The sequence below is a fragment of the Serratia sp. 14-2641 genome, from assembly GCF_001692375.1.
Taxonomy (GTDB): Bacteria; Pseudomonadota; Gammaproteobacteria; order Enterobacterales; family Enterobacteriaceae; genus Chania; species Chania fonticola_C.
This window is the reverse complement of the sequence record NZ_LXKR01000077.1, coordinates 1-24586: the sequence shown is the minus strand read 5'-3', so window position 1 is coordinate 24586 and position 24586 is coordinate 1. Positions and strand designations below refer to the sequence as shown.

At 47.3% G+C, this 24586-nt stretch carries 23 protein-coding genes and 1 other RNA gene; 9 read left to right on the top strand and 15 right to left on the bottom strand.

Annotation, left to right across the window (positions count from 1 at the left end):
• The first annotated feature begins 393 nt into the window (after positions 1-393).
• Genes A6U95_RS23645 through A6U95_RS23635 form a run of 3 tightly spaced genes read left to right on the top strand, consistent with a single transcriptional unit; the run spans position 394 to position 3354 of the window.
• On the top strand, positions 394-1341 hold the full coding sequence (locus tag A6U95_RS23645) for an ABC-three component system protein (RefSeq protein ID WP_065686279.1): 948 nt from the start codon (positions 394-396) through the stop codon (positions 1339-1341).
• The gene (locus A6U95_RS23640) at positions 1331-1570 is read left to right on the top strand and encodes an ABC-three component system middle component 8 (RefSeq protein WP_083196455.1); all 240 of its coding nucleotides are present in this window, start codon (positions 1331-1333) and stop codon (positions 1568-1570) included. Before A6U95_RS23645 ends, A6U95_RS23640 begins: the two co-directional genes overlap by 11 nt.
• Positions 1567-3354 carry a DUF2326 domain-containing protein gene (locus A6U95_RS23635; RefSeq protein WP_065686278.1) on the top strand — a complete coding sequence of 596 codons (1788 nt, stop codon included), beginning with the start codon at positions 1567-1569 and terminating at the stop codon, positions 3352-3354. The genes A6U95_RS23640 and A6U95_RS23635 overlap by 4 nt, the downstream gene beginning before the upstream one ends.
• A 215-nt stretch (positions 3355-3569) precedes the next feature.
• Here the strand turns inward: A6U95_RS23635 and A6U95_RS23630 are convergent, their stop codons facing one another.
• From A6U95_RS23630 to A6U95_RS30180, 4 genes are all read right to left on the bottom strand, one after another.
• Complete coding sequence (locus tag A6U95_RS23630) at positions 3570-4226, bottom strand: EAL domain-containing protein (RefSeq protein ID WP_065686277.1); 657 nt, start codon at positions 4224-4226, stop codon at positions 3570-3572.
• A gap of 463 nt (positions 4227-4689) precedes the next feature.
• A complete protein-coding gene (locus A6U95_RS23625; protein ID WP_065686276.1) occupies positions 4690-5046 on the bottom strand; it encodes a hypothetical protein in 357 nt (118 codons plus the stop codon).
• An 18-nt stretch (positions 5047-5064) separates the two neighbouring features.
• Positions 5065-5760, bottom strand: coding sequence for a hypothetical protein (locus A6U95_RS23620; protein ID WP_065686275.1), 696 nt, complete (start codon positions 5758-5760; stop codon positions 5065-5067).
• Positions 5761-6004: 244 nt separating this feature from the next.
• Positions 6005-6253: a helix-turn-helix domain-containing protein gene (locus tag A6U95_RS30180; RefSeq protein ID WP_074423403.1), complete on the bottom strand. Its 249-nt coding sequence runs from the start codon at positions 6251-6253 to the stop codon at positions 6005-6007.
• A gap of 102 nt (positions 6254-6355) precedes the next feature.
• Here A6U95_RS30180 and A6U95_RS23615 point away from each other — a divergent pair, with 102 nt between their 5' ends.
• On the top strand, positions 6356-6970 hold the full coding sequence (locus A6U95_RS23615) for a S24 family peptidase (RefSeq protein ID WP_065686274.1): 615 nt from the start codon (positions 6356-6358) through the stop codon (positions 6968-6970).
• A gap of 584 nt (positions 6971-7554) precedes the next feature.
• Here A6U95_RS23615 and A6U95_RS23610 read toward each other — a convergent pair.
• From A6U95_RS23610 to ffs, 4 genes are all read right to left on the bottom strand, one after another.
• Positions 7555-8994, bottom strand: coding sequence for a type III restriction endonuclease subunit R (locus tag A6U95_RS23610; protein WP_065686273.1), 1440 nt, complete (start codon positions 8992-8994; stop codon positions 7555-7557).
• 76 nt (positions 8995-9070) lie between these two features.
• A complete protein-coding gene (locus A6U95_RS23605; RefSeq protein ID WP_065686272.1) occupies positions 9071-9445 on the bottom strand; it encodes a hypothetical protein in 375 nt (124 codons plus the stop codon).
• A 662-nt stretch (positions 9446-10107) separates the two neighbouring features.
• Positions 10108-11178: a site-specific integrase gene (locus A6U95_RS23600; RefSeq protein ID WP_065686271.1), complete on the bottom strand. Its 1071-nt coding sequence runs from the start codon at positions 11176-11178 to the stop codon at positions 10108-10110.
• A 109-nt stretch (positions 11179-11287) separates the two neighbouring features.
• Positions 11288-11384, bottom strand: an RNA gene (ffs, locus tag A6U95_RS23595) — signal recognition particle sRNA small type.
• 207 nt (positions 11385-11591) lie between these two features.
• Between ffs and A6U95_RS23590 the strand changes: the two genes are divergently transcribed.
• Complete coding sequence (locus tag A6U95_RS23590; protein WP_065686270.1) at positions 11592-11906, top strand: MGMT family protein; 315 nt, start codon at positions 11592-11594, stop codon at positions 11904-11906.
• A gap of 53 nt (positions 11907-11959) precedes the next feature.
• Here A6U95_RS23590 and A6U95_RS23585 read toward each other — a convergent pair whose 3' ends face one another.
• The gene (locus tag A6U95_RS23585; protein WP_024484390.1) at positions 11960-12448 is read right to left on the bottom strand and encodes a YbaY family lipoprotein; all 489 of its coding nucleotides are present in this window, start codon (positions 12446-12448) and stop codon (positions 11960-11962) included.
• 234 nt (positions 12449-12682) lie between these two features.
• Between A6U95_RS23585 and tesB the strand changes: the two genes are divergently transcribed.
• Positions 12683-13546 (top strand): acyl-CoA thioesterase II, encoded by an 864-nt coding sequence (tesB, locus tag A6U95_RS23580; RefSeq protein ID WP_024484389.1) that lies wholly within the window; start codon positions 12683-12685, stop codon positions 13544-13546.
• Positions 13547-13599: 53 nt separating this feature from the next.
• Here the strand turns inward: tesB and amtB are convergent, their stop codons facing one another.
• The 5 genes from amtB to A6U95_RS23555 all read right to left on the bottom strand — a co-directional run bounded on the left by amtB (position 13600) and on the right by A6U95_RS23555 (position 19624).
• The gene (amtB, locus tag A6U95_RS23575) at positions 13600-14886 is read right to left on the bottom strand and encodes an ammonium transporter AmtB (RefSeq protein ID WP_065686269.1); all 1287 of its coding nucleotides are present in this window, start codon (positions 14884-14886) and stop codon (positions 13600-13602) included.
• A gap of 37 nt (positions 14887-14923) precedes the next feature.
• Positions 14924-15262, bottom strand: a complete 339-nt coding sequence (gene glnK / locus A6U95_RS23570) for a P-II family nitrogen regulator (protein WP_004949337.1) — start codon at positions 15260-15262, stop codon at positions 14924-14926.
• 273 nt (positions 15263-15535) lie between these two features.
• Positions 15536-17314, bottom strand: coding sequence for a SmdB family multidrug efflux ABC transporter permease/ATP-binding protein (locus tag A6U95_RS23565; protein ID WP_065686268.1), 1779 nt, complete (start codon positions 17312-17314; stop codon positions 15536-15538).
• On the bottom strand, positions 17307-19082 hold the full coding sequence (locus A6U95_RS23560; RefSeq protein ID WP_065686267.1) for a SmdA family multidrug ABC transporter permease/ATP-binding protein: 1776 nt from the start codon (positions 19080-19082) through the stop codon (positions 17307-17309). The genes A6U95_RS23565 and A6U95_RS23560 overlap by 8 nt, the downstream gene beginning before the upstream one ends.
• An 80-nt stretch (positions 19083-19162) precedes the next feature.
• Entirely contained in the window at positions 19163-19624 is a 462-nt protein-coding gene (locus tag A6U95_RS23555) for an Lrp/AsnC family transcriptional regulator (protein WP_021180156.1), read from the bottom strand.
• Between the two features lie 122 nt (positions 19625-19746).
• Between A6U95_RS23555 and A6U95_RS23550 the strand changes: the two genes are divergently transcribed.
• Positions 19747-20796, top strand: coding sequence for a PLP-dependent cysteine synthase family protein (locus A6U95_RS23550; protein ID WP_024528386.1), 1050 nt, complete (start codon positions 19747-19749; stop codon positions 20794-20796).
• 87 nt (positions 20797-20883) lie between these two features.
• Here A6U95_RS23550 and cof read toward each other — a convergent pair whose 3' ends face one another.
• Positions 20884-21705, bottom strand: coding sequence for an HMP-PP phosphatase (gene cof / locus A6U95_RS23545; protein WP_065686266.1), 822 nt, complete (start codon positions 21703-21705; stop codon positions 20884-20886).
• Positions 21706-21837: 132 nt separating this feature from the next.
• Between cof and A6U95_RS23540 the strand changes: the two genes are divergently transcribed.
• Positions 21838-23544, top strand: coding sequence for an SgrR family transcriptional regulator (locus tag A6U95_RS23540; protein ID WP_065686265.1), 1707 nt, complete (start codon positions 21838-21840; stop codon positions 23542-23544).
• Between the two features lie 164 nt (positions 23545-23708).
• Positions 23709-24407 (top strand): 7-cyano-7-deazaguanine synthase QueC, encoded by a 699-nt coding sequence (gene queC, locus A6U95_RS23535; protein ID WP_065686264.1) that lies wholly within the window; start codon positions 23709-23711, stop codon positions 24405-24407.
• The last annotated feature ends 179 nt before the right edge of the window (positions 24408-24586 follow it).

Below are 24586 nucleotides of genomic sequence, written 5' to 3'. Positions count from 1 at the left end.
TAGTAATTCGGATTGCTCAGTACCCAATTTTCCGATTCATCATTCTGCTTAAAATTCATATATTTGCTTGTAATTTGGCGATTAATGTGTCCGCTAAAGCTCTCAGATAGAAGCTTCGGCTTCCCGGAGAATACTGATAGTCTGCGGGTCGGAAAAACGCTTCTTCATAGGGATGTTCTTATGTGACTTATGAAGACATTACTAACATCGGGTTGTACTTATCAATGTGAAGCAGGACACCTGTCGACGATCCCTCTTAACTGTAAATTTCAAGTACACTCTCTGACCTAAAACAGCTTTTTATTTGTGCGAACCTCTTGTTGATTGAAGTTTTTCTTGATATAGATATCAGACAATAGGAGAATAAATTCATGATGATACGGACATTCAAAAATGAACTATAACTATTCAGACCTTTCTCCCACACAGTTTGAACACCTTGTCATTCTTCTATGCTATGAAATTTTTGGTATGGGAGCCGAAACATTTGCAGATGGTCCTGATGGTGGTCGTGATTCAAGATTTGAAGGTTTAGCTCAACTGTATCCATCTACAAATCGGCCTTGGGACGGGCTTACTGTTATCCAAGCAAAACATACGATTAGCTATAATAATAAGTTCAATGACCCTGATTTTTTTAACCCCACATCTGAATCGGCAACGATTACAGCCGAAGCAAAAAAGATCAAGAAGCTAATTGATAGTGATGGCATTAACAATTACATCATTTTCTCTAATCGTAAGCTGCCTGCAAATGCCAACGAAAAAATCAAAAATTATCTGTGTGACGAAACTGGACTAGCTAAAGAAAGCATTGGTTTGATGGGTATAGAGGCGATGGGGAATTACTTCAAGCGATTTCCACATATTGCTGATGCCGTTGATTTAAACCCATATGATGTTCCGTTGAACATTCAACCAGACGATCTAGCTGATATTATTATTTCTATCAAAGATGCACTGCCTGATATCAAGAAGAAAAATATTGAACCGAATCTTGAACGCACTGATTTTATAGAGAAAAACAAACTCAATAACCTCACGAATAGCTATGCACAGGCTATACTCAAAAAGATGGGGGATTTTTATGAAATCGAGGATTTTCTGTCAATGCCAGAAAATGAGGAGTACCAACAAAAGTACGCTGAAACAGCAGAAGAATTACACGCAAAAATTTGCATATATAAACATGACAATCATTTATTTGATCAGGTCATTGAAAATACAATAGATTTAATAATTAATAGAGACAATGACTGTAAAAGAAATAAAATACTTACGAGAACAATGATTTATTACATGTATTACAAATGTGATATTGGTGAAAACAATGTTGCTTAAGCCAAACAAAAATGCTGACCCAGATCTGACTATTATGGCTACATCAGCACTCTTACTCAAGGAACTAAAGAAGAACCAATTTGAGAAGATTACTGACCTGAGATTAGTGTTGATGGAACACAACAAAAATACGGTTGCCCTACTAGAACCATCCCTAGAATTTTTATTTATTCTTGGATTAGTTGAATATCATCCTAAAAATGACCTAATAGAGTACACTGGCTCATGAAAATCTCAAAAATTTACTCTAATATTCCTAAAGTTTTTGAGCCAATTAAATTCAATGACGGCTTTAATGTTATCATAGGAGAAATCCAACTCCATAATGATAAAGATAAAGATTCTCATAACTTAGGTAAAAGTAAGTTAGCTGACCTTATCGACTTCGGTTTTTTAAAAAAGCGAAATAAAGAAATGTTTTTGTTCAAACATTTTGATCGTTTTTCTGAATTTGTTTTCTATTTTGAATTCAAACTCAATGATGGAAAGTATATAACGATACGTCGCTCAGTTTCAGATAACTCTAAGATACACATAAAACGTCATGATTATGATAATCAAAATTTCACTACATTATCTGATGCTGAATGGGATTACAAAAAACTCACTTTCGACAAAGCAAAACTATTACTCGATAGCTTACTGAATCTTACGTCTATTTCCCCATGGGATTATCGCATGGCAATTAGCTATGCACTAAGACGCCAAGATGATTTTAATGATATTTTTCAATTAAAAAAATTCGGCCCAAAGCATATTTCCTGGAAGCCATACATTGGTCATTTACTTGGATTTGATGCTGAAAATCTTATAAAAAACTATGAGCTAAAAAATAGCATTGATAAAATCGCCGAAAAATTAGATGAGTTACAAAAAGAAATTGGTTTATATCAAGGTGATGAGGAAGAGATGCTTAAAGATGCTTTAGCTCTCAAACTTCAAGATGCACAAGTAATACAAGAACAACTCGATTCATTTAATTTCGATGAGTCAGATACAAAGACCGTAGAAGAGCTGTCAGAGAACATTGATAGTGAGATAGAAGAACTTAATCGTATTCGCTACTATCTAACCACCAATTTAAAAAAACTACGCAGAGCAGAATCAAAACAACCAACAACTTTTAACATAAGTAAAACCGAACAACTTTTCAAAGAAGCTGGAGTAATGTTCGGAGAGCAAATTAAGAAATCCTATGAGCAACTTTTAGAGTTTAATAGAAAAATAACAGTCGAGCGAACTGGCTTTGTTAAACAGCAAACTCTTGATTTAGAACATCAATTAATTGATATTTCTTCACGCCTGACGGAGCTAAATACGCAAAAATCACAACGTGTTTCATTCCTAACGAGCACGAATACATTCGAAAAGTACAAAGAGGTATCAACCCGCTTGGTAATTATTAACTCTGAAATTCATTCTATTCGTAGAAAGCTTGAAATCAGTGAGCAAATCAAAATTAAGAGGAGCGAGTCTAGGGCATTGAGCAATCAAAAGAACGAAGTTATTGAAAAGATAAGACTAAATCGTGAATCCGTAATGCATTCAGAAACCTCGATTTACAAGACTATCAAGGAGAACTTTGCTAATTTTGTTAAACTTGTTCTTGATAAAGATGGTCGTATATCGACAGAGCAAAATGGTGAGGGTAATCTTGTATTTCATGCTGGTTTTGTTAATGGAGACTTCAACTTTACTAGCGAATCTGATGGTTGTAGTTACAAAAAAATTCTTTGTATGGGATATGATTTAGCAGTTAACCTTGCTTATGCTAATAAAAATTTCATCCGTTTTATCTACCATGACGGTGGCTTAGAGACACTCGATAGTCGTAAAAAACTTGAGTTCTTAAAATATGTACGTTTAATACCAGGGCTATATGGAACCCAGTACATTCTTACTGTAATTGATTCAGATCTACCTGAAGGTTTTTCATTTAATAACGAGGAAATAGTTCTGAAACTACATGATAATGGTGATAATGGTTTACTGTTCAAAATGCCATCTTGGTGATTAATAGGGAGCATGCTCTCTATTAATTGTCATTGAAAATTATTTTCTGATCAAACTTGCACCGACAAATCGTATCAATATAGTCCATTCAAAAATATTCTTTTTGATAGCCGTATCCTTGTCAATATACTACCTGATACTCTTTCCACGGAGATATTTTTCTGAATGTCTAGATAAATTCGATAATAGATGTTAGAAATAGGATATCAAGCAACCTAAATAAAAAAACTCACATCTTGTAGCGGTACAGATTCGTATAACTCACCTTGCACTCCCCAAACACCCCATTCCTTTAAGTACTGCAATAATTTAGTATCAAATACGCATGATACGATAATCCTCGGACAATACTTCATTATATCCTTTAGTAGTACTGGAAAGCTGTTTCTGTAGAGTTGAGTACCGAAAAAAGTTTCATCAATCTTAACTACTTCAAACATGGTACTAACTCCAGTTTGTATATTCACATTTCCAACGCCAAGATAGTTAAGGAAAAGAGCATTGTTACTATTTGAAAGTGATTTCAGTACTGGATTACTTAACCTCTCATTGATCAGCAGCTTTAGATATGGCATTGATTGTGTAAGTATCTTAATGTAGGCGTCATGTTTCAAAATCAATGCAGTACTGGAATCGATACTAAGAGAACAAAATAGCTTATTCACTATGAAAAACGCTTCGCTATTGATAATAAAATGTATTACATCAACAAGATAAGCTCGTTTTTCGTGGATGGTCCAACCCAGAATTATTTCAGTAGGTGTCGGTCTGAGCAGGTTCTGACCATCTTTCTGGAATCTAGTCAATATTTCTACCCCTAACAACTTCTGATCTTTGCTCATTACAGGTTGAGCAAAGTATTGAGTAATCATCTCTGGCTATCCTGACTTTTAATGTACTGATATTTTATTATATCAGTACGTCAGCTACAAACTAACGCGACTAAAAAACACCCTATTTTTACTTTGCATAGGAATCCCGCCAACTTTCTAGTTCGGAGCTGACTGATCTGGGCAGTGAACTTATGGCAACCTTAAGAGGGCTTTGTTGAATAATAGGGAATCATGCTGTTTTTACATACCTGTTTTGGTCAAAGATGCTTGCCACTATTGCGAGTATTTCCCAACTCTGACTTTAACCTACTGATTTTACGTTGGGGAAGACCGCCATTTTTGTAGGCCCGCAGCATAATATCTATTTATTCAACAACGCCCCTTAAGAGTAGTAACTTAGCGTAGGTAGCAATAATAGAATAACAAGCTGCTATCCTCGCGGGATTTTAATCAAATTTTATGGAAAAGGCCGCTTTCGCGACCTTATTGCAAGTACAAACACTCATTGAGAACGATCAAGTACCATATACGCTGGCTGGCACATGCTACCGCGTTCCTGTAGCCAGTAGTAATCCATATCAGCTGCTCGGACGTTAAGCCCTGAGTCCACACGATTTACCTGCAAGCGTAGACCGACCGTTTCTTTGTAGGATAAGCCTGATTTCACAATGTATTTGTACTGAACGCCGCTTTCCTCTTCAAATTGCTTGAGGAAGGGGGCCATACGCTGTTGGATCTCTTTTAGGCAAACAACTTCATTATCATTAGTGAACGGCTTTTGAACTTTGCCATCAGGCACGGTTGCCGCTAATGTACTGAATGATAGCGTGATTAGTGAAGCAACTAAGTATTTTTTCATTTTGATAAATTCCCTGTACTAGTTACTAACGGGTCGCTGTCTTGTTAAATGATTTTTCATAGATTGTGCAGTATTGTATTCACATACTTCGAACCTATCTTTCAGTACTTTCTGGGTAGCCATATTTTCCTTATTGAATCGCTCTCTATAGTCAATTTCTGCTTGGAGTATGGAACCGTTGCCAATATCTCTTTTAAAGTCATTTAAAGATTGCCAACTTCTTGTTTCATTTGAATAAACTGAGTGGGCTCTCTGCATACCATTTTTAAAATCCATAAAACAAGAGGTGGTTTTTAAAATAGATTCGTATTCATTCATTCCTACTCCATACTTGATATAAGTGAGTTCTGCGACAGTCCTTTCGACAGAATCCTTCGTATATAAGGATATCTCTTTGAGTATTTTTCGTGTCAGTGCAGGGTTTTCTTTTAAATCTTTATCGATTAATGTATGTACTTGTTCCATGTTTTGAGAAGTTATCCACTTAATCATTGGAACTTTAGGTACATCTACAGTATTCGAGTTTTTATCTCTGGGGAAGAAATTAGCAACACCTATACCCATTGTGATAATGAATAGAAAGACACTCGATATCGATGCGGTAAAAAAAGTTCGAACACTACCATACCCTTTGTTACGGCTACTACTAGCGATCTTCTTATAGCAAAATACTGAAATAAAAATACAGATAACAATGATAACTAAACCAATCATGTAGATACCTTTTAAGTCATATCATTTCTGAATTAATACACGTAATTGAATATTCATCAACTAACTTTTATCACGTTACCTTTACCGTCAACGGTTATTTTTATGTTCTTTGAACAATTCCGGCATTGACCAACTCCAGTACCACTTTTAGATACTCCTGTCTGAACGGTTGTAGTACTGCCGCAATGTGGGCATGTAATCGTAAAATAGTTCGCCACTATATATCCTCTTTTATCGTCAAAATTTAATAACGTTCAGGCCAGATTGTGCTCACGGGTACACCGATAAAATCAGAAATGATCTTTTCACCTTTCGGCCAATGCCGATCCAATGTGTTGTACAACGTTCTTTCGTGTAACCCGCTATCCCTTGAAAGTTGTGCCAGTGTTCTCCCTCGTTTCTTGATAGCAGCCAAGATATCCGCTCTATGCCAGTTCTCAGTACTGGCATTTTGCTCCTTTATCTGAGATTCTAACTCGTTGTGAATACTCATAATGACCACTCGTTACTAACATTAAGAACATGATTGATCATTAAAAGGAATTCGTCAAATAAAAATGAGGAACAAAGTTCCTTTTAATGTGGTGGGTTGTACATGGCTGGCAAAAAAGAAAGCGTTGAACAGTTCAGCGAAAGGCTAAAATCGATAGTACCTTCTGGTTCAGGGCGAGATTTCGCCAAAAAAGCAGGCATTGGGTACAGTACTGTCCACAACTATCTACAAGCCGTATCAAGCCCTACGCTTGAGAATCTTGTACTTCTTGCTAAAGCTGGTGACGTCTCAGTTGAATGGTTAGCTACTGGCAAGGAACTAACAAAAGCAATAAGTACAGACCAAACCGAAAAACTGTTGAAAATACCTTTTATTGATAGCGATAATTTCCTTTTACTGGATTCAAGTACTTTCCCCGATTTGTTGGATAAAAGGGCAAACCTCTCAGCCCTTCGCGTTAAGACTGACGTAATGGAGCCAACATTCATGGTTGGTAGCGTCTTGCTTTTAAACCATAGGCAGAAACAGCTAAAAGACGGAAAAGTGGTAGTACTCCACAAAGAAGGCAACTACCTGTACAAGCGAGTTCAGGTAATCCCTGAAGGATATAATTTGAGCAGCGATAACACCAAATACAGTGCCATGATCGTCAATCAGGATTCACTATCTTCCTTTGACGTCCTAGGGGAAGTACTGGTAGTACTGAATCATCTGTAATTTAACGCTCTCGTGCATTTCTGAGGCGTTTTCTGACTGGTTCGATGCCTGAGTGCTGTTTTGAGCTACTTCCCCTTCAGGGGCTTCCTGTGCGTCTTGTCGGAAACACCATCATGGAGCGGAATTGATCGGGTCGGGTTCGCTCTGGAGAGTACTGATAGTGCTTTTACAGTAACTGAAACAGCAGATACCCCGCTAAGTATACAAAGGCACTATTGGTATAATAAGTAATTAAATAACAATCAGTTATGTAATTACTGACAGAACAAAAAACGCGATTGGTTCGCTCCGCCAGTGACCGAAGGGAACGCAGCAGTAGAACCGAATCCAGCGAACAGTACTCGCTTGCGGGTACTGTTTAATCGTTTATATAATTATAACAATGGGATAGCTATCAAGTACTCACTGCGTGAGCACTCTCACTAACTGCCCGAATCAGTTCGCTTACTTCGCCGCTCCTGACTTCAGACAGTTAACTCGCTTTCGCTCTTTGCCATGTCGGGAATTTATCACCTAAAGATACTTTAAGGTGTTATTTTTCCGACACATACTCCTATGATAGTGTTTCTGACAAGTCCATGTGGTTACTTTTTCTTCTTTTGCACTGCTTTTACGTACTTCTCGTGCATGGCTGCCCTTTCCTCAGTACTGAGATCTGCGTTAGTAGTACTGGCAAGAAACGCCCTGAACGCATCAAAATCAAGCTCCGGGTTGGACTTAGCCCAGCGTCTGAAACGTGCCGCTTTGGTATCATCAAGTGTGAAACGCTTTTCCTTGTTCATTGAGCCTTGCGGCCTGCCTCTCTGCCCTTGTTCATCATCATCAATACCGAGGTCTATGTACTCAATGTTATCCGTAAGTGATCTGGCCTGCCATTCATCAAAAACATAAACGGTCTGCATTTCAGTACTGTCAAAATTCCTCGAAATCCCTCGTAGTACGAATTGGTGTAAACTTTCGTACTCCCTGGCTATATGTATCGCCTCACCATCAATTTCAAAGAACAATTCACACTGTTTTGCCTCTGTTTCGGAGGGACGCATACAAGCCAGCCAGACGCATGTATCAAGATGTCTGTACTGGTTAAATCCTCGGGCATCAGGGCTTATCTCTATGCCGTTTTTGAGGTGCTGAGAATCACTTTTGTTTTTCGTCCAGTAAAAATCCTGCTCCTCAAGTTCTTTATCAAGAAAGGTGTATATTTTTTGTACTTTTTCAGGGTTGTTATTTTTCCACGTTCTTGATAATTTGAGATTCTTAGAGAAGTAATAAACTTTTAATCTGTCTTTAAGTTCTGTTTTTCGTGTCTGTAATCCTTCAAGCTCAGTACTTTCAAATAACTTCTGATTTCCTTTGTAGATCAACGAATTTTCGAAATTTGCACCAAGAAAAATAATTGGCAACTCTTTGTACTTACTGAGATCTTTCCATGCGGTGATATTAAGCTGTACTTTTTCAGGATCAGTAAAGTACTCATTGTTCATTATAAAAATATCATTCTCATTCAACACAGAGAGTTGATTTAAAATATTTCTTACCACATCACCTTGTACCTCTGGACTTCTCTCTGCGGCAATGTAAATATTTTGTTCATCTAATGATTGTACTTTGTGAATTAATGAGTTTCGAATTACATTTTTTATATTGGTATCACCCTCATTTATATTCTGGAAAGAGTGAAAATTAGTTACATCGTCAATATAGACATTCCAGCCAGATAACAGGTTGATTGGAATTTTGAAAAAAGTTTTATCTGTTATAAGTAAAGTAGATTTATATGGTGTAGTCAGAAAGTCGACAACTGAATTAATAACACTTTCATCTTTTGAAACTGAATCAGTGATGATATATTTGCAATTTTTAATTTGAGTCGCTGTTTGTTTGATTAGCTCTTGTGTGTTCTGGACTAATATATACTTTTCAGTACTGTTATTGATTATGTTGCATATAGCTGTTGTTTTCCCTGAACCGCAAGGAGCAGAAACATACTTTAGGCTGGTATAAATAGGTGCAAGATTAGTCATTAATTACTCCGTCCATAATGATTAATTTAGAAAGGTCATTTCATTCCTGTGAACCGACCTTTTGTCATTTTTGTTATTAATATTTAGGTGTTGCGAGTACTTCGAGGTTGTGCAAATCTACAATAGACAGAACCTGCTTCATTGCTTCGTATGCTAAGGGAAGCTTCATTACCAATGTTGAGTACATAATGAACTTCACTTCGTTATCTTCTATATCCACTTCTGTTATGTTGCCATGATCAATATTTAGGCCACGATAACAAACCTCGTCGTCCTTCAGATAGATGGTGTGAATCCTCTCATCACCCTGATATCGGTCAAAAACCTGAATGCAGGCTTTAGCTTCGGTTTTCTTACGTTGTATGGTAACATTGAATCCTGCTAAATCAGTTAATAACCACTTGATTTTACTAATAATTTCTTCTGATGTCTTGCTATTTTTCTTTGACATTTCATTACTCCTCTAAATTAAAAGTCATCTCATGGTTAACCTCCTATGGCTGCTATTTTTGTTCGAATGACTATATGTTAACGGGCAAAATTGACTCAATCAAGGAATACTTGAAATTTTTCTTGACAATCTCATAACCATTCGGATTTGAAAATCATATATTATTTTGGCACTATCTCTGTACTTTCTAACTGATACATTCTTCGATTAATTCGTGAGTATCTTTGTACTTCTTGACTGATACATTCATTAATGTATTTCAAATGTACTTTTGTACATTCCAAGTGGTGCATAAATTTATGCAACCGTACGATCCAATGGAATATTGGACTGTAAAAGATAAAAAGTAATAATAAATCGATACAAACACGTTAACTTGCAAGATTTTGTGCTGGACGGTACTATCGAGAGTGGTACAGTACTGTTGTAGTACTAACATGATAACCAATTGATTAACCAACACAATTTAGTACTAATGGCTGATGGCAGGGCCTCCACCAATTTGTATCTAAGTACTTAATAAGTAATGATTAAAGTACTGAAATCCCGCCTCCATAGCCTTAGTGGTACAAAAACTGTGTATCACCAGTAGGCTTCGTGATGTCTCTTATGCTCTCCCGTCAATAAGCAGACTCTTAGCAAAGAAGCTGCTTAGTACGAAATCAAATATGTTCCAATAGATCATATAGTCGCGACACAGTCACTGATTTTCCATACCTTCTGTATGTTATTGAATTATCTGCATGTCCTAAGAATGCAGCAGCATAATGCTCCACTACACCAGCATTTTTCAACTTAGTTGCAATGTGATGCCTCAGTGAATGAAACTCAGGAACCCCTAATTTTTTACGATAACCGCTAAACCAACGGGTGAAGTAATGGCTATATGACCCTTTGTAGTAGGTTAACAGGGGAAATAATCTTCCCTTTTGCTTTTGTACATATTCTAAAAAGCCGATATCTATCAATCTGTTATGTATGGGTACGGTTCGTTTACTGTTCTCTGTTTTAACCACCTGTCCTTCATAACGATCATCTATTCTGATGCACCACCTCCCATCATTTTTGAATATATCGTTATGATATAGTTGGCAAATTTCGTTTGCCCTCATCCCTGTAAAACGACCAAGTAAAACAATCCACCTCTTCCATTCAGGCAAAGTAGTGATCCCATTCTCAAGATGTTTAATCTGAAAATCTGTATATGCCTCTCGCTTTTGGGATACTGGCTCACGATCCTTCTGGAGCAATCCTTCAAAAGGATTTTGAAAATCATAGTCAGTACGATGTTTCAACCATCGGAAAAATCCGCTGATTTTCTTAACATATTTGTTCTTCGTAGGAATAGCGACATCTAGCCCGCTAATGAATTCAGCAGCCCTACTACGCTTAAGAACTTGATCAGTAAAGTTAAAGTACTTGCCAATACAGCGTTTGATAGAAGCGGCTTCCCTCTCGCAAACTTCAAGGCTTTTAAACTCAACATACTGTACAGCCTGTAATTTTAGCTCTTGGAATGACAATTCTGATTGAGGGGTTTGGCTCATACCGAGTGTAGGAGTGACAGTTTCAGTAATCAGCCAAGGTCGATCTGCAAAGCGTAAAGATCGCTTTGTCGCTTCAGTCTTTGAACGAGTACCTAACGAACGGCGAAACTCACGGCGTTTACCACAGGGTAAAACGTTAACTTTACGGTAGTACCAGATCCCATGACGGGAGAGCATAAGAGACATCACGAAGCCTACTGGTGATACACAGTTTTTGTACCACTAAGGCTATGGAGGCGGGATTTCAGTACTTTAATCATTACTTATTAAGTACTTAGATACAAATTGGTGGAGGCCCTGCCAGCTACATCCCGGCACACACGTCACTCGCTACGGCTGCTTCCTTCCGGATCTGACCGAGTTCACCAGTTAGTGTTGCGGGAGAACCAACAGGGCCCCCATTGACGGCTTCTTGAATTGCGAAGCGGTGGGCATTATCGGTGATGGCCAAGCAAATAGCAAGCCAACCGGGAGCAACCGCTGTTTTCTTACCCATCTCCCCTATCGCACACTCGTTTAGATTGGTTACCGAGTAGCAATGTTGCTAAATTGTCAGGAACAAATATTCGCCGCCCAACCCATCACGCAGGAAGAGAGTCATGCAACCAGAAGACGCTACCTTCAGCCAACGCGTATTCCATATCGTGGCCGCCATTCCTCCTGGCAAGGTCACTACCTACGGTGAAGTTGCGCGGCTGGCAGGCTCACCCCGTGCGGCACGCCAGGTTGGCGGCGTATTACGGCGTTTACCAGAGGGCAGCGCCCTGCCCTGGCACCGGGTCATTAACCGCCACGGGCAGATCTCACAGCAGGGTGAAGATTTTCAGCGCCAACGGCAGGCGTTACTGGCAGAAGGGATTATTTTTGGCCCGCAAAGCACGGTTGATTTTGAACGGTATGGCTGGCACTGGTAAAAAAACAGCCCTTGGCCAAAGGCACAAAGGCTGTCAGAAGCAGGCATTGCTGCTTACGGAGCTGGGGTCGGTGCGACCTGAACCGGAACGTTTTGTACCGGTACCAACAGCAGATCGGCCTGAGTCCCGTTACGGTTGATCACTTCCTGAATGGTGTCGGTGATAAACATCAACTGGCCATTCACCGTAATCGCCGCGCTCAGGATGATACGCGCATTAGGCTGAATGTCCGCTGGATTGTACGGTAGCGTAAAGCGGAACGGGCTCTGCAGACCTTCGGTACGCATCGCCTGCTGTGAAATCACTCGTGAAGGGGCATCAGCAAGTGATGCATCGGACAGGGTCACTGTCAGTACCGCATCCGGTGGCAGCGCGATACGCTGGCGAATATTAACTGAGCCCTGCACCACCGGGCCTTGGATCTGCGTTTGCGAGGCCGCAGCGTTAGCCGTCTGCGTTGGCACATCCGCATTCTTGTGGGCACAGCCTGCCAGTGTGATCGTCAATGCGGCTGCTCCCCCTACCATTTGCCAGAGTTTCATGGGTCGGTCTCCTTTATTATTAGTCACATGTTGGTGGCTTAAACCACTACACTGATTAAACCTAGCACAAAATACTAACAACTGCCTATCGGACTAGGCCTAAATAGCCCTAAGGCCTCATGACGCAGCCCCTGGCTGCGGCAGCTTCCCCCGCAGAAATAACGCAATATATTGACGTCCTGCCATCATATTCAGCACACTGCGCAACATGATGACTAAAAGGATCGCCACTTTATGAGCCAGGCACTGCACAACCTCCTCGAACTGCTGGATTTGGAAAAAATTGAAGAAGGTTTATTTCGTGGCCAAAGCGAAGATCTGGGGCTACGCCAGGTCTTTGGCGGTCAGGTGGTCGGCCAGGCGCTGTATGCCGCCAAGCAAACCGTTCCTGCGGAGCGTATCGTTCACTCCTTCCACAGCTATTTCCTGCGCCCTGGGGATAGCAGTAAACCGATCGTTTATGACGTAGAAACCCTGCGCGACGGCAATAGCTTCAGCGCGCGCCGCGTTAGCGCCATTCAAAATGGCAAACCCATTTTCTACATGACGGCCTCTTTCCAAAGCCCCGAGCAAGGTTTTGAACATCAAAACACCATGCCGGATGTCCCGCCGCCGGAAGGATTGATGTCGGAGTCAGAAATAGCACAAAAGCTGTCGCATATGCTGCCGGAAAAAGTGCGCGACAAGTTCATTGGCCCAAAGCCAATCGAAATGCGCCCGGTGAAATTCCACAACCCGTTGAAGGGCAGCGTGGAAGAGCCTTATCGCCATGTCTGGTTCCGCGCCAATGGCACCATGCCTGACGACCTGCGGATCCATCAGTATCTGCTTGGCTACGCCTCTGACTTCCACTTCCTGCTGACGGCACTACAGCCACATGGCGTCGGTTTCCTCGAGCCGGGCATGCAGGTTGCTACCATTGACCACTCAATGTGGTTCCACCGTCCGTTCCGAATGGACGACTGGCTGCTGTATGCGGTAGAAAGCACCTCAGCCTCCGGTGCCCGTGGCTTTGTGCGCGGCCAGTTCTACACCCGCGACGGTGTGCTGGTAGCCACGACGGTGCAAGAAGGCGTGATCCGCAAGCGCGATGTTTAAATGAAAAAGGGGCGATGTATCCATCGCCCCCTCGGTGTTTAATTCAACGTATTTTACTGGTTGTAAGCATTCTCGCCGTGGCTGTTCACATCCAGGCCTTCGCGTTCCTGCTCTTCCGGTACGCGCAGCCCCACCACGGCCCCGGCTACCTTAAAGGCGATAAACGCGGCCACGCTTGACCACACCAGCGTCACAATAACGCTCAGCAACTGGACCCACACCTGATGCCCCATGGTGACGCCAGCGGCGTAGCCCGTTCCGCCCAGTGATGAGGCGGTGAAGACGCCGGTCAACAGACAGCCAACGATACCGCACACCCCGTGCACACCAAACACATCGCAGGTGTCGTCCACTTTCAGCCATTTCTTCAGCGTTACCACGCCCCACAAGCCAGCGACACCGCCTATCAGGCCAATAATCAGCGCACCACCTACCCCCACGGTACCCGCTGCTGGCGTAATCGCAACCAGACCCGCGATACAGCCCGAGCAGGCTCCCAGCAGAGATGGTTTACCGCGTAGGACCCACTCGGCGAAGGTCCAGGAGAGGATTGCACCGGCAGTGGCTATTACCGTGTTGAGGAACGCCAGCGCCGCAATACCGTTGGCCGCACTGGCCGAACCGGCGTTGAAGCCAAACCAGCCGATATACAGGATCGAGGCTCCGGTAAATACCATCGGCAGGTTGTGTGGCTTAAAGGCCTCTTTGCCATAACCAGCACGTTTACCCAACAGATAGGCCCCTACCAGACCAGCACTGGCGGCGTTGATATGCACCACAGTACCGCCCGCAAAGTCCAACGCGCCGTCGGCTGCCAGGAAGCCCCCACCCCAAACCATATGCGCAATCGGCAAGTAGGAAATCGTGAACCAGATGGCGGCAAAAATAACCACCGCAGAGAAGCGGATGCGTTCGGCAAAGCCGCCCACCACCAACGCCACGGTAATACAGGCGAAGGAGCACTGGAACGCCACGTGGATCATCTGGCTAAAGGTGCCGGTCAGGCTATCGATCCCGATCCCTTTAAGCATCACGGTCTGGAAGCCACCAAAGAAGGCGTTACCTTCGCTGAACGCCAGGCTGTAGCCGTAAATGACCCACAGCACGCACACCAGGGCAAAGGTGACGGTCACCTGAGTCAACATGGAAAGGACGTTCTTCGAGCGCAGCAGGCCGCCGTAAAACAGCGCCACGCCCGGTAAGGTCATAAACAGCACCAGCGCGGTGCAAATCATCATAAAGGCGTTGTCCGCCTTGTCTGCCACCGCCGGAGCGGCCAGAGCCAAAGAAGGAACCAGGGTTACCAAACTCAGGCCCAACGTGGATAACAGTCTTTTCATTATCAATCCATCCCCATTCAGTTGACTGAGCCTGCGATCACAGAGCCGCTTCGTCGGTTTCGCCGGTACGAATTCGAATCACACGTTGCAATTCGGCAACGAAAATTTTGCCGTCACCGATCTTGCCGGTGTAGGCCGCCTTGCTAATCACATCAACCACTTCATCCAGCTGGTCATCGGCAATAGCGATATCAATTTTGACCTTAGGTAAGAAATTGACGCTGTACTCTGCCCCGCGATAGAGCTCGGCATGACCCTTCTGGCGGCCAAAGCCTTTGACTTCCGTTACGGTCAGTCCCTGAATACCTACAGAGGATAAGGCTTCACGCACGTCCTCTAACTTGAATGGTTTGATCACCACGGTAACCAGCTTCATATTGCCTCTCCACGATTAAGCCCAAAAACTTACCCCCGGTACGAGTCATATAAAGCAAAGGCTGTGCCACAAATTATTTTGTATTTAAATTCAATTAATTATATAGAAGCACCCGCATTCAGAGGTCAGCTCTGGACGAAAGCAGAGATCGCCACCTGGAGATTTCGCACCTTTTTGGTGCATTACGCGTTGGGAAAGTGCAGTAGGGGGGAGTTGAAGAGTGCTTTTGCCTGTTGGTGGTGCGGGCTCCTGGAGCGGAGCCCTTGCTTAAAGTTATGCAGGCTGAGTTTCGTCGCGAGCTGTGGCAGCCAACTCTTCGCCCACCAGTTGTAACTGATACATCTGGTAGTAGCGGCCCTGCTGTGCCAACAACTGCTGATGGTTCCCCTGCTCCACGGCATGACCGCGATGCAGTACCAGAATAGAGTCGGCATCCACAATGGTTGAAAGGCGATGGGCGATCACCACCAGCGTCGTCTGCTCGCGGATCAACCGTAAGGCACGCTGGATCGCCTGCTCGGTGCCAGAGTCGATGTTTGCGGTCGCTTCATCCAGGATCAGGATCTGCGGTGCCTGGACCAGCACGCGCGCCAAGGCCAACAACTGCTTCTGTCCTACGGACAGGTTATTCCCCTGCTCCCCCAGGCGCGTATGGATGCCCTGTGGGAAGCTACGTACCAGTTCCCCCAGTTGCACCGTTTCCAGCGCCTGCCAGACCGCCTCTTCACCGATAGAGCGACCAAGCGTGACGTTCGCCAGCACCGATTCCGCCATTACCACCGGATCTTGCTGCACCATAGCAATACCTTGGCGCAGGGTACGATGTGAAAGGCTGGACAACGGACGACCATCCAGACGAATTTCCCCTTCGCTCAGCGGGTAATAGCCCATCAACAGGTTAGCCAGGGTGCTCTTTCCGCTGCCGGTATGACCCACCAGGGCAACAAAACCCCGTGACGGCACCTGCAAAGAGATATGTTGCAGCACTTTTTTGTCGCTGCGGTAGGCAAAGCTCAGGTCGCTGATATCGATACGGCCACTCGCCAGCGGGCGATCGTCACTGCCATAGCTCTGCTGGCTGCGATCCATCAGTTCGAAAATACGCTCACCGGCCACCACGGCCTGCTGCAATATCGATTGCTGGGCGGTCAGCTCAATCAACGGTTCGTTCAAACGGCCAAGATAGTTGATGAAGGCATACAGCACCCCCACGCCAATCGCGCCTTCGCCGCTGAAGCCAAACAGCATCAACAGGCCGCATAGCACCAGAGCAGAGAACAGGCTAAGCAGCGGCCGCAACAGGAACCCATCCAGCCGCAGGGTCTGCATCCGGGCGGTATAATGCGAGCGGCTGGCCGCGCTCATGCGCTCACCAAAGCGGATCTGCTGGCGGAACTGCTGGATCACCCCCATGCCGCTGATCACTTCGTTGAAGCCGTCGTTGATATCCGCCAGGTAGCTACGCATCCGCCGCACGATCGGCGTGCTGTAGTATTGATAGATCCCCATCACCACCAGCACCGCCGGGAAGATGCAGATCGCCACCAGCGCCATGCGCCAGTCCAGGCTGAACATTGCCACCAGCATTGCCCCGATCAGCGCCGCACTTTTCAGTACCGTGGACACTACCATCACATACAGATCTTTGATCACTTCGGTATCGTTGGTTACCCGCGAGATCAATTGCCCGACAGGCTGGGTATCAAAGGCGCTCAGCGGTTGGCGCAGGGCTGCGTCCATCACGTCGGTGCGCAACCGTTGTACCACCCCAACCGCCACCCGATTAAACAGGATGGCCTGGAAATAGTGTAACGCCGCAGCGAGCAGCTCCAGCAGGATATAAGCCACCGCCAGGGAGCTGACGATCACCAGCGGCAGTTGCCCTTTGGCAACATAGTTATCAATAAAGTAGCCAATCAGGATCGGTCCGGCGACTTCCGCCGCCGCAGCTACCCATAACATCAATACCGCCAACCCCAGGGGTTTACGATAAGGCGAGCCATAGGCCAGCAAACGTTTCAGCGTTGGCCATATAGTTTGGATTTTACTCATCGGCCAAAACCTCCTCGGTGCTATCAGGAGCCTCATCCAACGCCGCTTCCAATTGCTGATAACGATACATGTCGCGATACCAGCCAGGCTCGCTAGCCAATTGCCCATGCTGCCCGCGCTGTACCACCGTGCCGTGTTGCATCACCAGGATTTCGCTGGCTTCCGTCAGGGCCGAAAGGCGGTGCGCACTGATGATCACCGTGCGGTTTTGCCCCCAACTGCGCAGGTTATGCAGGATCTGGTGTTCGGTGCGCCCATCCACCGCCGAGAGAGCATCGTCGAGGATCAGAATTTCCGCCTCCAGCAGTAGCGCCCGCGCGATGGAAATACGCTGCTTCTGGCCACCAGAAAGCATCACGCCGCGTTCACCCACCTCGGTCTCGTAACCTTGAGGCAAACGCAAAATATCTTCATGCACGCTGGCCAGGCGCGCTGCCTGTTCAATCTGTTCCTGAGTGGCCGCCGGGTTGCCCAAGGCAATATTATTGGCCACGCTATCGGAGAACAGGAACGGCGTCTGGCTAACGACCGACAAGCGTGAACGCCACTCGTCGAGCTTGATCTGGGTAAGTGGCAAGCCGTGATAGCTGATATGGCCGTCATCAATATCGAATTGGCGCTGGATCAACGAAAGCAACGTCGATTTACCCGAGCCGGTAGGCCCACACAACCCCAACATTTGCCCCGGCTGCAGCTGCAACGCCACGTCATGCAGCGCTGGTTTGTTGGTTTTCGGATAATGGAAGGCGTTGATTTCGACACTCAGGTTGCCGCGCCCGGCGGGCAAATCGAGTTCACCATCTTTCACGGCCGGAGCCTCTTCCAGCAGGCTGCGGATACGGCTATAGGCGGCACTGCCGCGCTCAACGATGTTGAACATCCAGGCCAGTGCCAACATCGGCCAAATCATCAGGCCAAGGTACATGACGAAGCTGGTCAGTTGACCCAGCGTGAGGGAACCGTTAACCACCATCCAGCTACCACCACCGATCGCCAGCAGGTTGGCCGCACCGATAGCGATGTAAATCGTTGGATCAAAGCGCGCATCAACTCGCGCCACGTGCATATTCTTCGCGCCGGTTTGCGCTGCCACTTCGGCAAACTGGTTAGACTGATGATCCTCCAGGCCAAAAGCCTTGATCATACGGATGCTGGTCATGCTCTCCTGTGCCTGATCGTTAAGGCTGGAGAACGCGGCCTGCGCCGACTTGAAACGCTGATGCAGCTGATCGCCATAGTATTTGATGACGATCGCCATGATCGGCATCGGGATCAGGGAAAGCAGGGTCAATTGCCAGCTGATCTGGGTGCTCATCACGATCAACACCGCCAGCCCCATGACCAGAGAGTCCACCAGCGTCAGCACGCCTTCACCGGCGGCAAACACCACACGGTCCACGTCATTGGTCGCTCTGGCCATCAAATCGCCGGTACGGTGGCGCAGATAGAAGGCCGGGTTCTGACGGCTGAGTTGGCGATAGAAGTTTTCCCGCAGTTCGACGGCCAACTGGTAGGAAGCCCCAAACAGCAGCACTCGCCACACGTAGCGCAGCAGATAAACCACAATGGCGGTACCAATCATCAACCCCAGCCAGGCCATCAGTACCTTGTTGGACATCTGATCCTTGGTGACGCCATCAACAATGATACCAACCAGCTTAGGCGGCAGTAGTTGCAATATGGCAATGGCAATCAGTAGCACCACGGCCCCGAGGTAGCGGCGCCACTCGCGGCGGAAATACCAGCCGATTTGAGCAAAGAGTCTCACGCAGTTTTATTCCAGACAGTATCCGACAAATTACCGGCTGCAGCCCTGCAACCTTAACATTCAACAGTAGAGTGACGATTTCACTCTGGCACGGGTAGCGCCGTGGTGTATTTGATTTTTTCCATCGCGAAGCTGGAAGTAACATCAATCAGCCCCGGCACGCCGGTCACCAGGCGCTTATAGAAATTGTCATAGCTTTTCATGTCCGCCACCTCGACCTGCATCAGGTAATCATACTCCCCCGCCATACGGTAAAACGCCAACACTTCCGGCATCTGCGCGGTGAGATCGACAAATTTCTGATACCACTCGCTGCTGTGTTGCTGGGTTTTTATCAGCACAAACGCCGTCAGGCCAAGCCCAAGCTTTTCATTATCCAGCAGCGCGACGCGCGCGCGAATGTAACCTTCATCTTCCAGCCTTTTTAGCCGTTTCCAGCAGGGCGTTGAGGTCAGATTCACCGCTTCGGCCAGCACTTGCAGCGATTGCGTACAGTCCTGTTGCAGCATGCACAGCAGTTTTCGGTCAGTTTTATCCAACATAAGGTGATTTCATAGAAAATATTTCTCCTATTAGGCGATTAAACAGGAAAAATGGCAATCCTTTTTTCTCGCTGAACCGCTATGCTACTGCATAAATTAAGACCCTATTTTGAGGCCAGATCATGACAAACGCTTGGGTAAAATATGCTATTGGTGAAATAGAAGCGGATTTCCAACGCTCCGCCGATACGCACTTGATCCGCTTGAACCTGCCGGAATTTCCCGGCATCTATCTTTACCTGAAAGATGAAAGCACCCACCCCACCGGCAGTCTTAAACACCGCCTGGCGCGTTCGCTGTTCCTTTACGGGCTCTGTAACGGTTGGATCAACCAGAACACGCCGATTATTGAAGCCTCTTCGGGCAGCACGGCGGTATCGGAAGCCTATTTTGCCCGCCTGCTCGGCCTGCCGTTTATCGCGGTGATGCCTTCCTGCACCGCTAAACGTAAGGTGGAGCAAATCGCCTTTTACGGTGGCCGCAGCCATTTTGTCGATCATGCGGCCCAGATTTATGCGGTGTCAGAGGAGTTGGCCAAAGAGCTGAACGGCCATTATATGGATCAGTTCACCTTTGCCGAACGCGCCACCGACTGGCGTGGTAACAACAACATCGCCGACAGCATTTTCCGCCAGATGGAGCGCGAACCGCACCCGGTTCCGAAACACATCGTGATGAGTGCTGGCACTGGCGGCACTTCAGCAACGCTGGGGCGCTATATTCGCTATCAAGGTCATGACACTCAACTCACCGTGGTCGATCCAGAAAACTCGGTGTTCTACGACTGCTTCCATCATGGCGATCGCACCATCATCGGCAGCTGTGGCAGCCGCATCGAAGGGATTGGCCGCCCACGCGCCGAACCGTCGTTTATCCCTTCGGTGATCGACAACATGCTGCGCGTGCCAGATGCCGCCAGTATTGCCACCATTTATTGGCTGGAAAATATTCTTGGTCGCAAGGTTGGCGCTTCAACCGGCACCAACGTATGGGGAGCACTGCAACTGGCCAAGCAGATGCGGGATAAAGGCGAGCAAGGTGCCATCGTCACCCTGCTATGCGACAGCGGCGAGCGCTATCTGGATACCTATTACAACAGCGACTGGGTCAGCAACCATATCGGCGATTTGACACCATATAGCGCTCAGTTGGCTAACTTGTCAGGTAAATAACTTATTAGGTTGCCAACTCATTAAAGCGAAGTTCAGGGGATAAAAAAAGCCGGGTAGTCATACCCGGCCGGCTGTAATGCTAATACCTCAGAATTCGGGGGAATAGGTGAGGTGTGGTGAACGCAGCCAATGTTGTAAATAGTGAGCCACCGCCTGCTGTTCGCAGTGGCCAATAACCTGTAGTTGGGGCAGTAACGATTTCAACTGTGGCAGGGCATTGCCCATCACCACGCCGTGCCCTACTCCCGCGAGCATTTCCTTATCATTCATCGCATCGCCAAAGGCCATACAATCAGCCAACGTCAGCCCCAGATGGCGGCTCAGCCTATCCAATGCTGCCCCCTTGTTGCAGCCCGTTGGCAGCACTTCGAGGCAATCATAGGCCGAGAAGCACAGATCGGCACGGGTGCCAAAATGCTCACTCAACTGTGCCTGCAGTTTGACCAGTTCTTCATGGGGGGCACAGAAACAGACCTTGCTGTTGCCAAACGCGGGCAGACGGCGCAAGTCGGTGAGTTGGAAATGAAAGCCACTGAGATGATGTGCAGCCAGCATTTCCGGCACCGCGGTTTCGGTCAACCAACCTTCATCACGAAACACGTGCATGCTGGCAGAGGTACGCCAGTGGGTGTGCAACACCTCTTCGGCAATCTCCGCCGGTAAGTCGGTAGCATGCAGTTGCTGCCCTTGCTGGTCATAGACGCGAGTGCCGTTACCGGTGATCAGATAACCTTGTAAACCCAGTTGCGCCATGATCGGCTGGGCATCGAGGTAATGCCGCCCGGTGGCAAAGGTCACCACCATCTCCCTGTCGATAAGCTGCCTTAACGCACTTAGCGTTTCCGGCCCGACACGGTGATCGGGAGTCAGCAGGGTGCCGTCCATATCGAAAGCGGCCAGGCGATACATAGGAACCTCGTAAATGTGAGCACAATGGCAATCACCGCAGTATGGGGTGGTATTTGCGGAAGTAATAGTGAACAATTTGCCTAAACACTTCCTGATTTATCTTTCATCGCTTGCAACATTTAGGATACCGCTATGCGCCTGGTTCATCGCCTCGGTCAGTATCAACGTTTGTACCACCAGCTCGGCAGCGCGCCGGTGGCAATCACGATCGGTGAATTAGCTGCGATCTTCTATTGCAGCGAGCGGCATGCACGCACTCTGGTGCAGCAGTTGCAGCAACAAGGTTGGTTAAGTTGGCAATCACAGGCCGGGAGGGGGAAACGCGCGCAGTTGCAGTGCCTGAAAACCCCCGATGAACTGCGGACTGCGCATCTCCAACGTTTACTGCAACTGGGCGATCATCAGGGAGCCTTGGAAATGGCGCAGTTGGCGCCACAGCATCTGCAAGAATTGCTGAGCCCACACCTCGGTGGCCAATGGCAGGAAGGCAGCCCTACGCTGCGTATCCCTTATTATCGCACGTTGGAAAAGCTAGATCCGTTGACGCTAAGCGGCCGTGCGGAACAGCATCTGGTCGCGACCGTTTATGCCGGTTTGACGCGCTTCAATACCGGTTGCCCCGAGCCGCAGCCCGATCTGGCCCATCACTGGCAGATTAGCGAAGACGGCCTGCGCTGGCAGTTCTTTCTGCGCAGCCAGCTGCGATGGCATAACGGCGAGGCCTTGACGGGCCAACAGCTATTGCAAACCCTCAACGCCCTGCAACACCATCCGCGCAGTCAGCCATTATTGAGCAGCGTGGCAGCAATCAGCCTACCGCATGCGCTCTGCGTCCAGTTCGATCTGCAAATGCCCGATTATTGGCTGGCGCACCGGCTGGCAGAACTGCCCTGCCTGATGACGCATCCAGAGTTACCGACCCTCGGCGCAGGTCCCTTTAAGCTGGCACTAAACGAGCCGCATATGGTGCGGCTGGAACAGCATCCTTACTACCATCTGCAACATCCTTATCTGGAAAGCATCGAATATTGGATCACGCCCGAGTTACCAACCCGCAGTACCGATACCAGCTGCCAGCACCCGGTACGTATCACCATCGGCCAGCAGGAAGAACTGGCACAGGCGCGGCCGGTACAACGCAGTATGAGCCAAGGGTGGTGCTATCTGGCGATTAACCAGCGCCGTGGCCTATTGAGTGAGGCCCAAGGGCAAAAGCTGCTGATGCTGATCCAGCGTTCCGGCCTGCTGGCCAGTTTACCCATCCAGCAGGGCGTGATCATGCCAAGCCATGAAATGCTGCCGGGCTGGGCGATCCCTGAGCATGACGTACTGCAGGACGTTGAACTGCCACCTCAGTTGACGCTGTTGTACCATCCACCGATCGAACTAGAGAGCGTAACTCAGGCTTTGCAACAATTGCTGGCGGAACATGGCTGCCAATTAGAGATCCGCTATTATTCCGGCAAACGTTGGCAAAGTACCGAGCAGATAGCCCAAGCCGATCTGTTGCTGGCCGATAACCTGATTGGTGAAGCTCCTGAAGCGACGTTGGAAAGCTGGCTACGTCGCGATTTGCTGTGGCAAGGAATTTTGCGAGAAGAGGATTGGCAGCACCAACAGCGGACCCTGCAACAGATCCAGCAATGCCCTGCACCGCAGCAGCGCTTCAGCCAGCTAAAAGCGTATTATCAACAGTTGATGGGGGCCGCGATCCTCACCCCCCTATTCAACTATCAGTATCAGGTCAGTGCCCCTCCCCGCATACATGGTGTGATGCTCACCGCCTACGGCTGGTTTGATTTTTGCCAGGCTTGGCTGCCACCGCCGCTGGATGATTAGGTTACCCTACGCTGTGGCGAACATTTCTGATAGCATCCCCGCATGTGTGTTATGAAGCCCAATAGCGCCAGGCTCTGGCCAGTCAAGCTGTAGCCTGGCAGCAAAGGGCATAAACCGGCCGCCCGAATGTGCATCGGGAATGGCCCTAGCCAGAAGGTAGATTTATGAAACGCGCAGTCGTCGTTTTTAGCGGTGGACAAGACTCCACGACCTGCTTGATCCAGGCATTGCAGCAGTATGATGAAGTTCACTGCATCACGTTCGATTACGGCCAGCGTCATCGCGCCGAAATCGAGGTGGCCCAGGCCTTATGCCAAACTCTGGGAGCCAAGGCGCACAAGGTTTTGGACGTTGGATTGCTCAATGAGCTGGCCATCAGCAGCCTGACTCGCGATAACATTCCAGTCCCCGCCTACGACAGCTCACAGACCGATGCCTTGCCAAGCACCTTTGTGCCGGGGCGCAACATCCTGCTCCTCACCCTGGCGGCGATTTATGCCTACCAGGTGGAAGCCGAAGCCGTGATCACCGGCGTGTGCGAGACCGATTTCTCGGGCTATCCGGATTGCCGCGACGAGTTTGTCAAGGCCTTGAATCAGGCCATCGTACTGGGGATTGCCCGTGATATTCGCTTTGAAACCCCGCTGATGTGGCTCAACAAGGCAGAAACCTGGGCGCTGGCGGACTATTACCAGCAGTTGGAACGCATCCGCCATGAGACGCTCACCTGTTATAACGGCGTTCAAGGCGACGGCTGTGGTGAATGTGTGGCCTGCCACCTGCGCGCCAACGGGTTGCAGCAGTATCAACAGGACAAGGTCGGCGTGATGGCCAGCCTAAAGCAGAAAACCGGCTTGGTTTAAGCCAATTCATGGGCGGCTGCAATGCCGCTCAATAAGTCAGATTAAGCCATCGTTGGGTCCCCTCACCCCAACCCTCTCCCTGTACAGACCGGGGACATGGTAGACAGGTGTTCAAGGACATGGTGAACACTTTTTAACATCCTTTACCCATGATGATCGACCTATTTCTCAGGTCGATC

Excerpts from the sequence above, each read along its gene's own strand:
- A6U95_RS23610 (WP_065686273.1), bottom strand. The coding sequence starts at position 8,994 with ATGACTAATCTTGCACCTATTTATACCAGCCTAAAGTATGTTTCTGCT.
- A6U95_RS23540 (WP_065686265.1), top strand. The coding sequence starts at position 21,838 with ATGCGCCTGGTTCATCGCCTCGGTCAGTATCAACGTTTGTACCACCAG.
- A6U95_RS23625 (WP_065686276.1), bottom strand. The coding sequence starts at position 5,046 with ATGAAAAAATACTTAGTTGCTTCACTAATCACGCTATCATTCAGTACA.
- A6U95_RS23565 (WP_065686268.1), bottom strand. The coding sequence starts at position 17,314 with ATGAGTAAAATCCAAACTATATGGCCAACGCTGAAACGTTTGCTGGCC.
- A6U95_RS23645 (WP_065686279.1), top strand. The coding sequence starts at position 394 with ATGAACTATAACTATTCAGACCTTTCTCCCACACAGTTTGAACACCTT.
- glnK (WP_004949337.1), bottom strand. The coding sequence starts at position 15,262 with ATGAAGCTGGTTACCGTGGTGATCAAACCATTCAAGTTAGAGGACGTG.
- A6U95_RS23590 (WP_065686270.1), top strand. The coding sequence starts at position 11,592 with ATGCAACCAGAAGACGCTACCTTCAGCCAACGCGTATTCCATATCGTG.
- A6U95_RS23555 (WP_021180156.1), bottom strand. The coding sequence starts at position 19,624 with ATGTTGGATAAAACTGACCGAAAACTGCTGTGCATGCTGCAACAGGAC.
- A6U95_RS23630 (WP_065686277.1), bottom strand. The coding sequence starts at position 4,226 with ATGATTACTCAATACTTTGCTCAACCTGTAATGAGCAAAGATCAGAAG.
- A6U95_RS23615 (WP_065686274.1), top strand. The coding sequence starts at position 6,356 with ATGGCTGGCAAAAAAGAAAGCGTTGAACAGTTCAGCGAAAGGCTAAAA.
- A6U95_RS23550 (WP_024528386.1), top strand. The coding sequence starts at position 19,747 with ATGACAAACGCTTGGGTAAAATATGCTATTGGTGAAATAGAAGCGGAT.
- cof (WP_065686266.1), bottom strand. The coding sequence starts at position 21,705 with ATGTATCGCCTGGCCGCTTTCGATATGGACGGCACCCTGCTGACTCCC.
- A6U95_RS30180 (WP_074423403.1), bottom strand. The coding sequence starts at position 6,253 with ATGAGTATTCACAACGAGTTAGAATCTCAGATAAAGGAGCAAAATGCC.
- queC (WP_065686264.1), top strand. The coding sequence starts at position 23,709 with ATGAAACGCGCAGTCGTCGTTTTTAGCGGTGGACAAGACTCCACGACC.
- A6U95_RS23635 (WP_065686278.1), top strand. The coding sequence starts at position 1,567 with ATGAAAATCTCAAAAATTTACTCTAATATTCCTAAAGTTTTTGAGCCA.
- A6U95_RS23585 (WP_024484390.1), bottom strand. The coding sequence starts at position 12,448 with ATGAAACTCTGGCAAATGGTAGGGGGAGCAGCCGCATTGACGATCACA.
- A6U95_RS23600 (WP_065686271.1), bottom strand. The coding sequence starts at position 11,178 with ATGTCTCTTATGCTCTCCCGTCATGGGATCTGGTACTACCGTAAAGTT.
- A6U95_RS23605 (WP_065686272.1), bottom strand. The coding sequence starts at position 9,445 with ATGTCAAAGAAAAATAGCAAGACATCAGAAGAAATTATTAGTAAAATC.
- tesB (WP_024484389.1), top strand. The coding sequence starts at position 12,683 with ATGAGCCAGGCACTGCACAACCTCCTCGAACTGCTGGATTTGGAAAAA.
- A6U95_RS23640 (WP_083196455.1), top strand. The coding sequence starts at position 1,331 with ATGTTGCTTAAGCCAAACAAAAATGCTGACCCAGATCTGACTATTATG.
- A6U95_RS23620 (WP_065686275.1), bottom strand. The coding sequence starts at position 5,760 with ATGATTGGTTTAGTTATCATTGTTATCTGTATTTTTATTTCAGTATTT.
- amtB (WP_065686269.1), bottom strand. The coding sequence starts at position 14,886 with ATGAAAAGACTGTTATCCACGTTGGGCCTGAGTTTGGTAACCCTGGTT.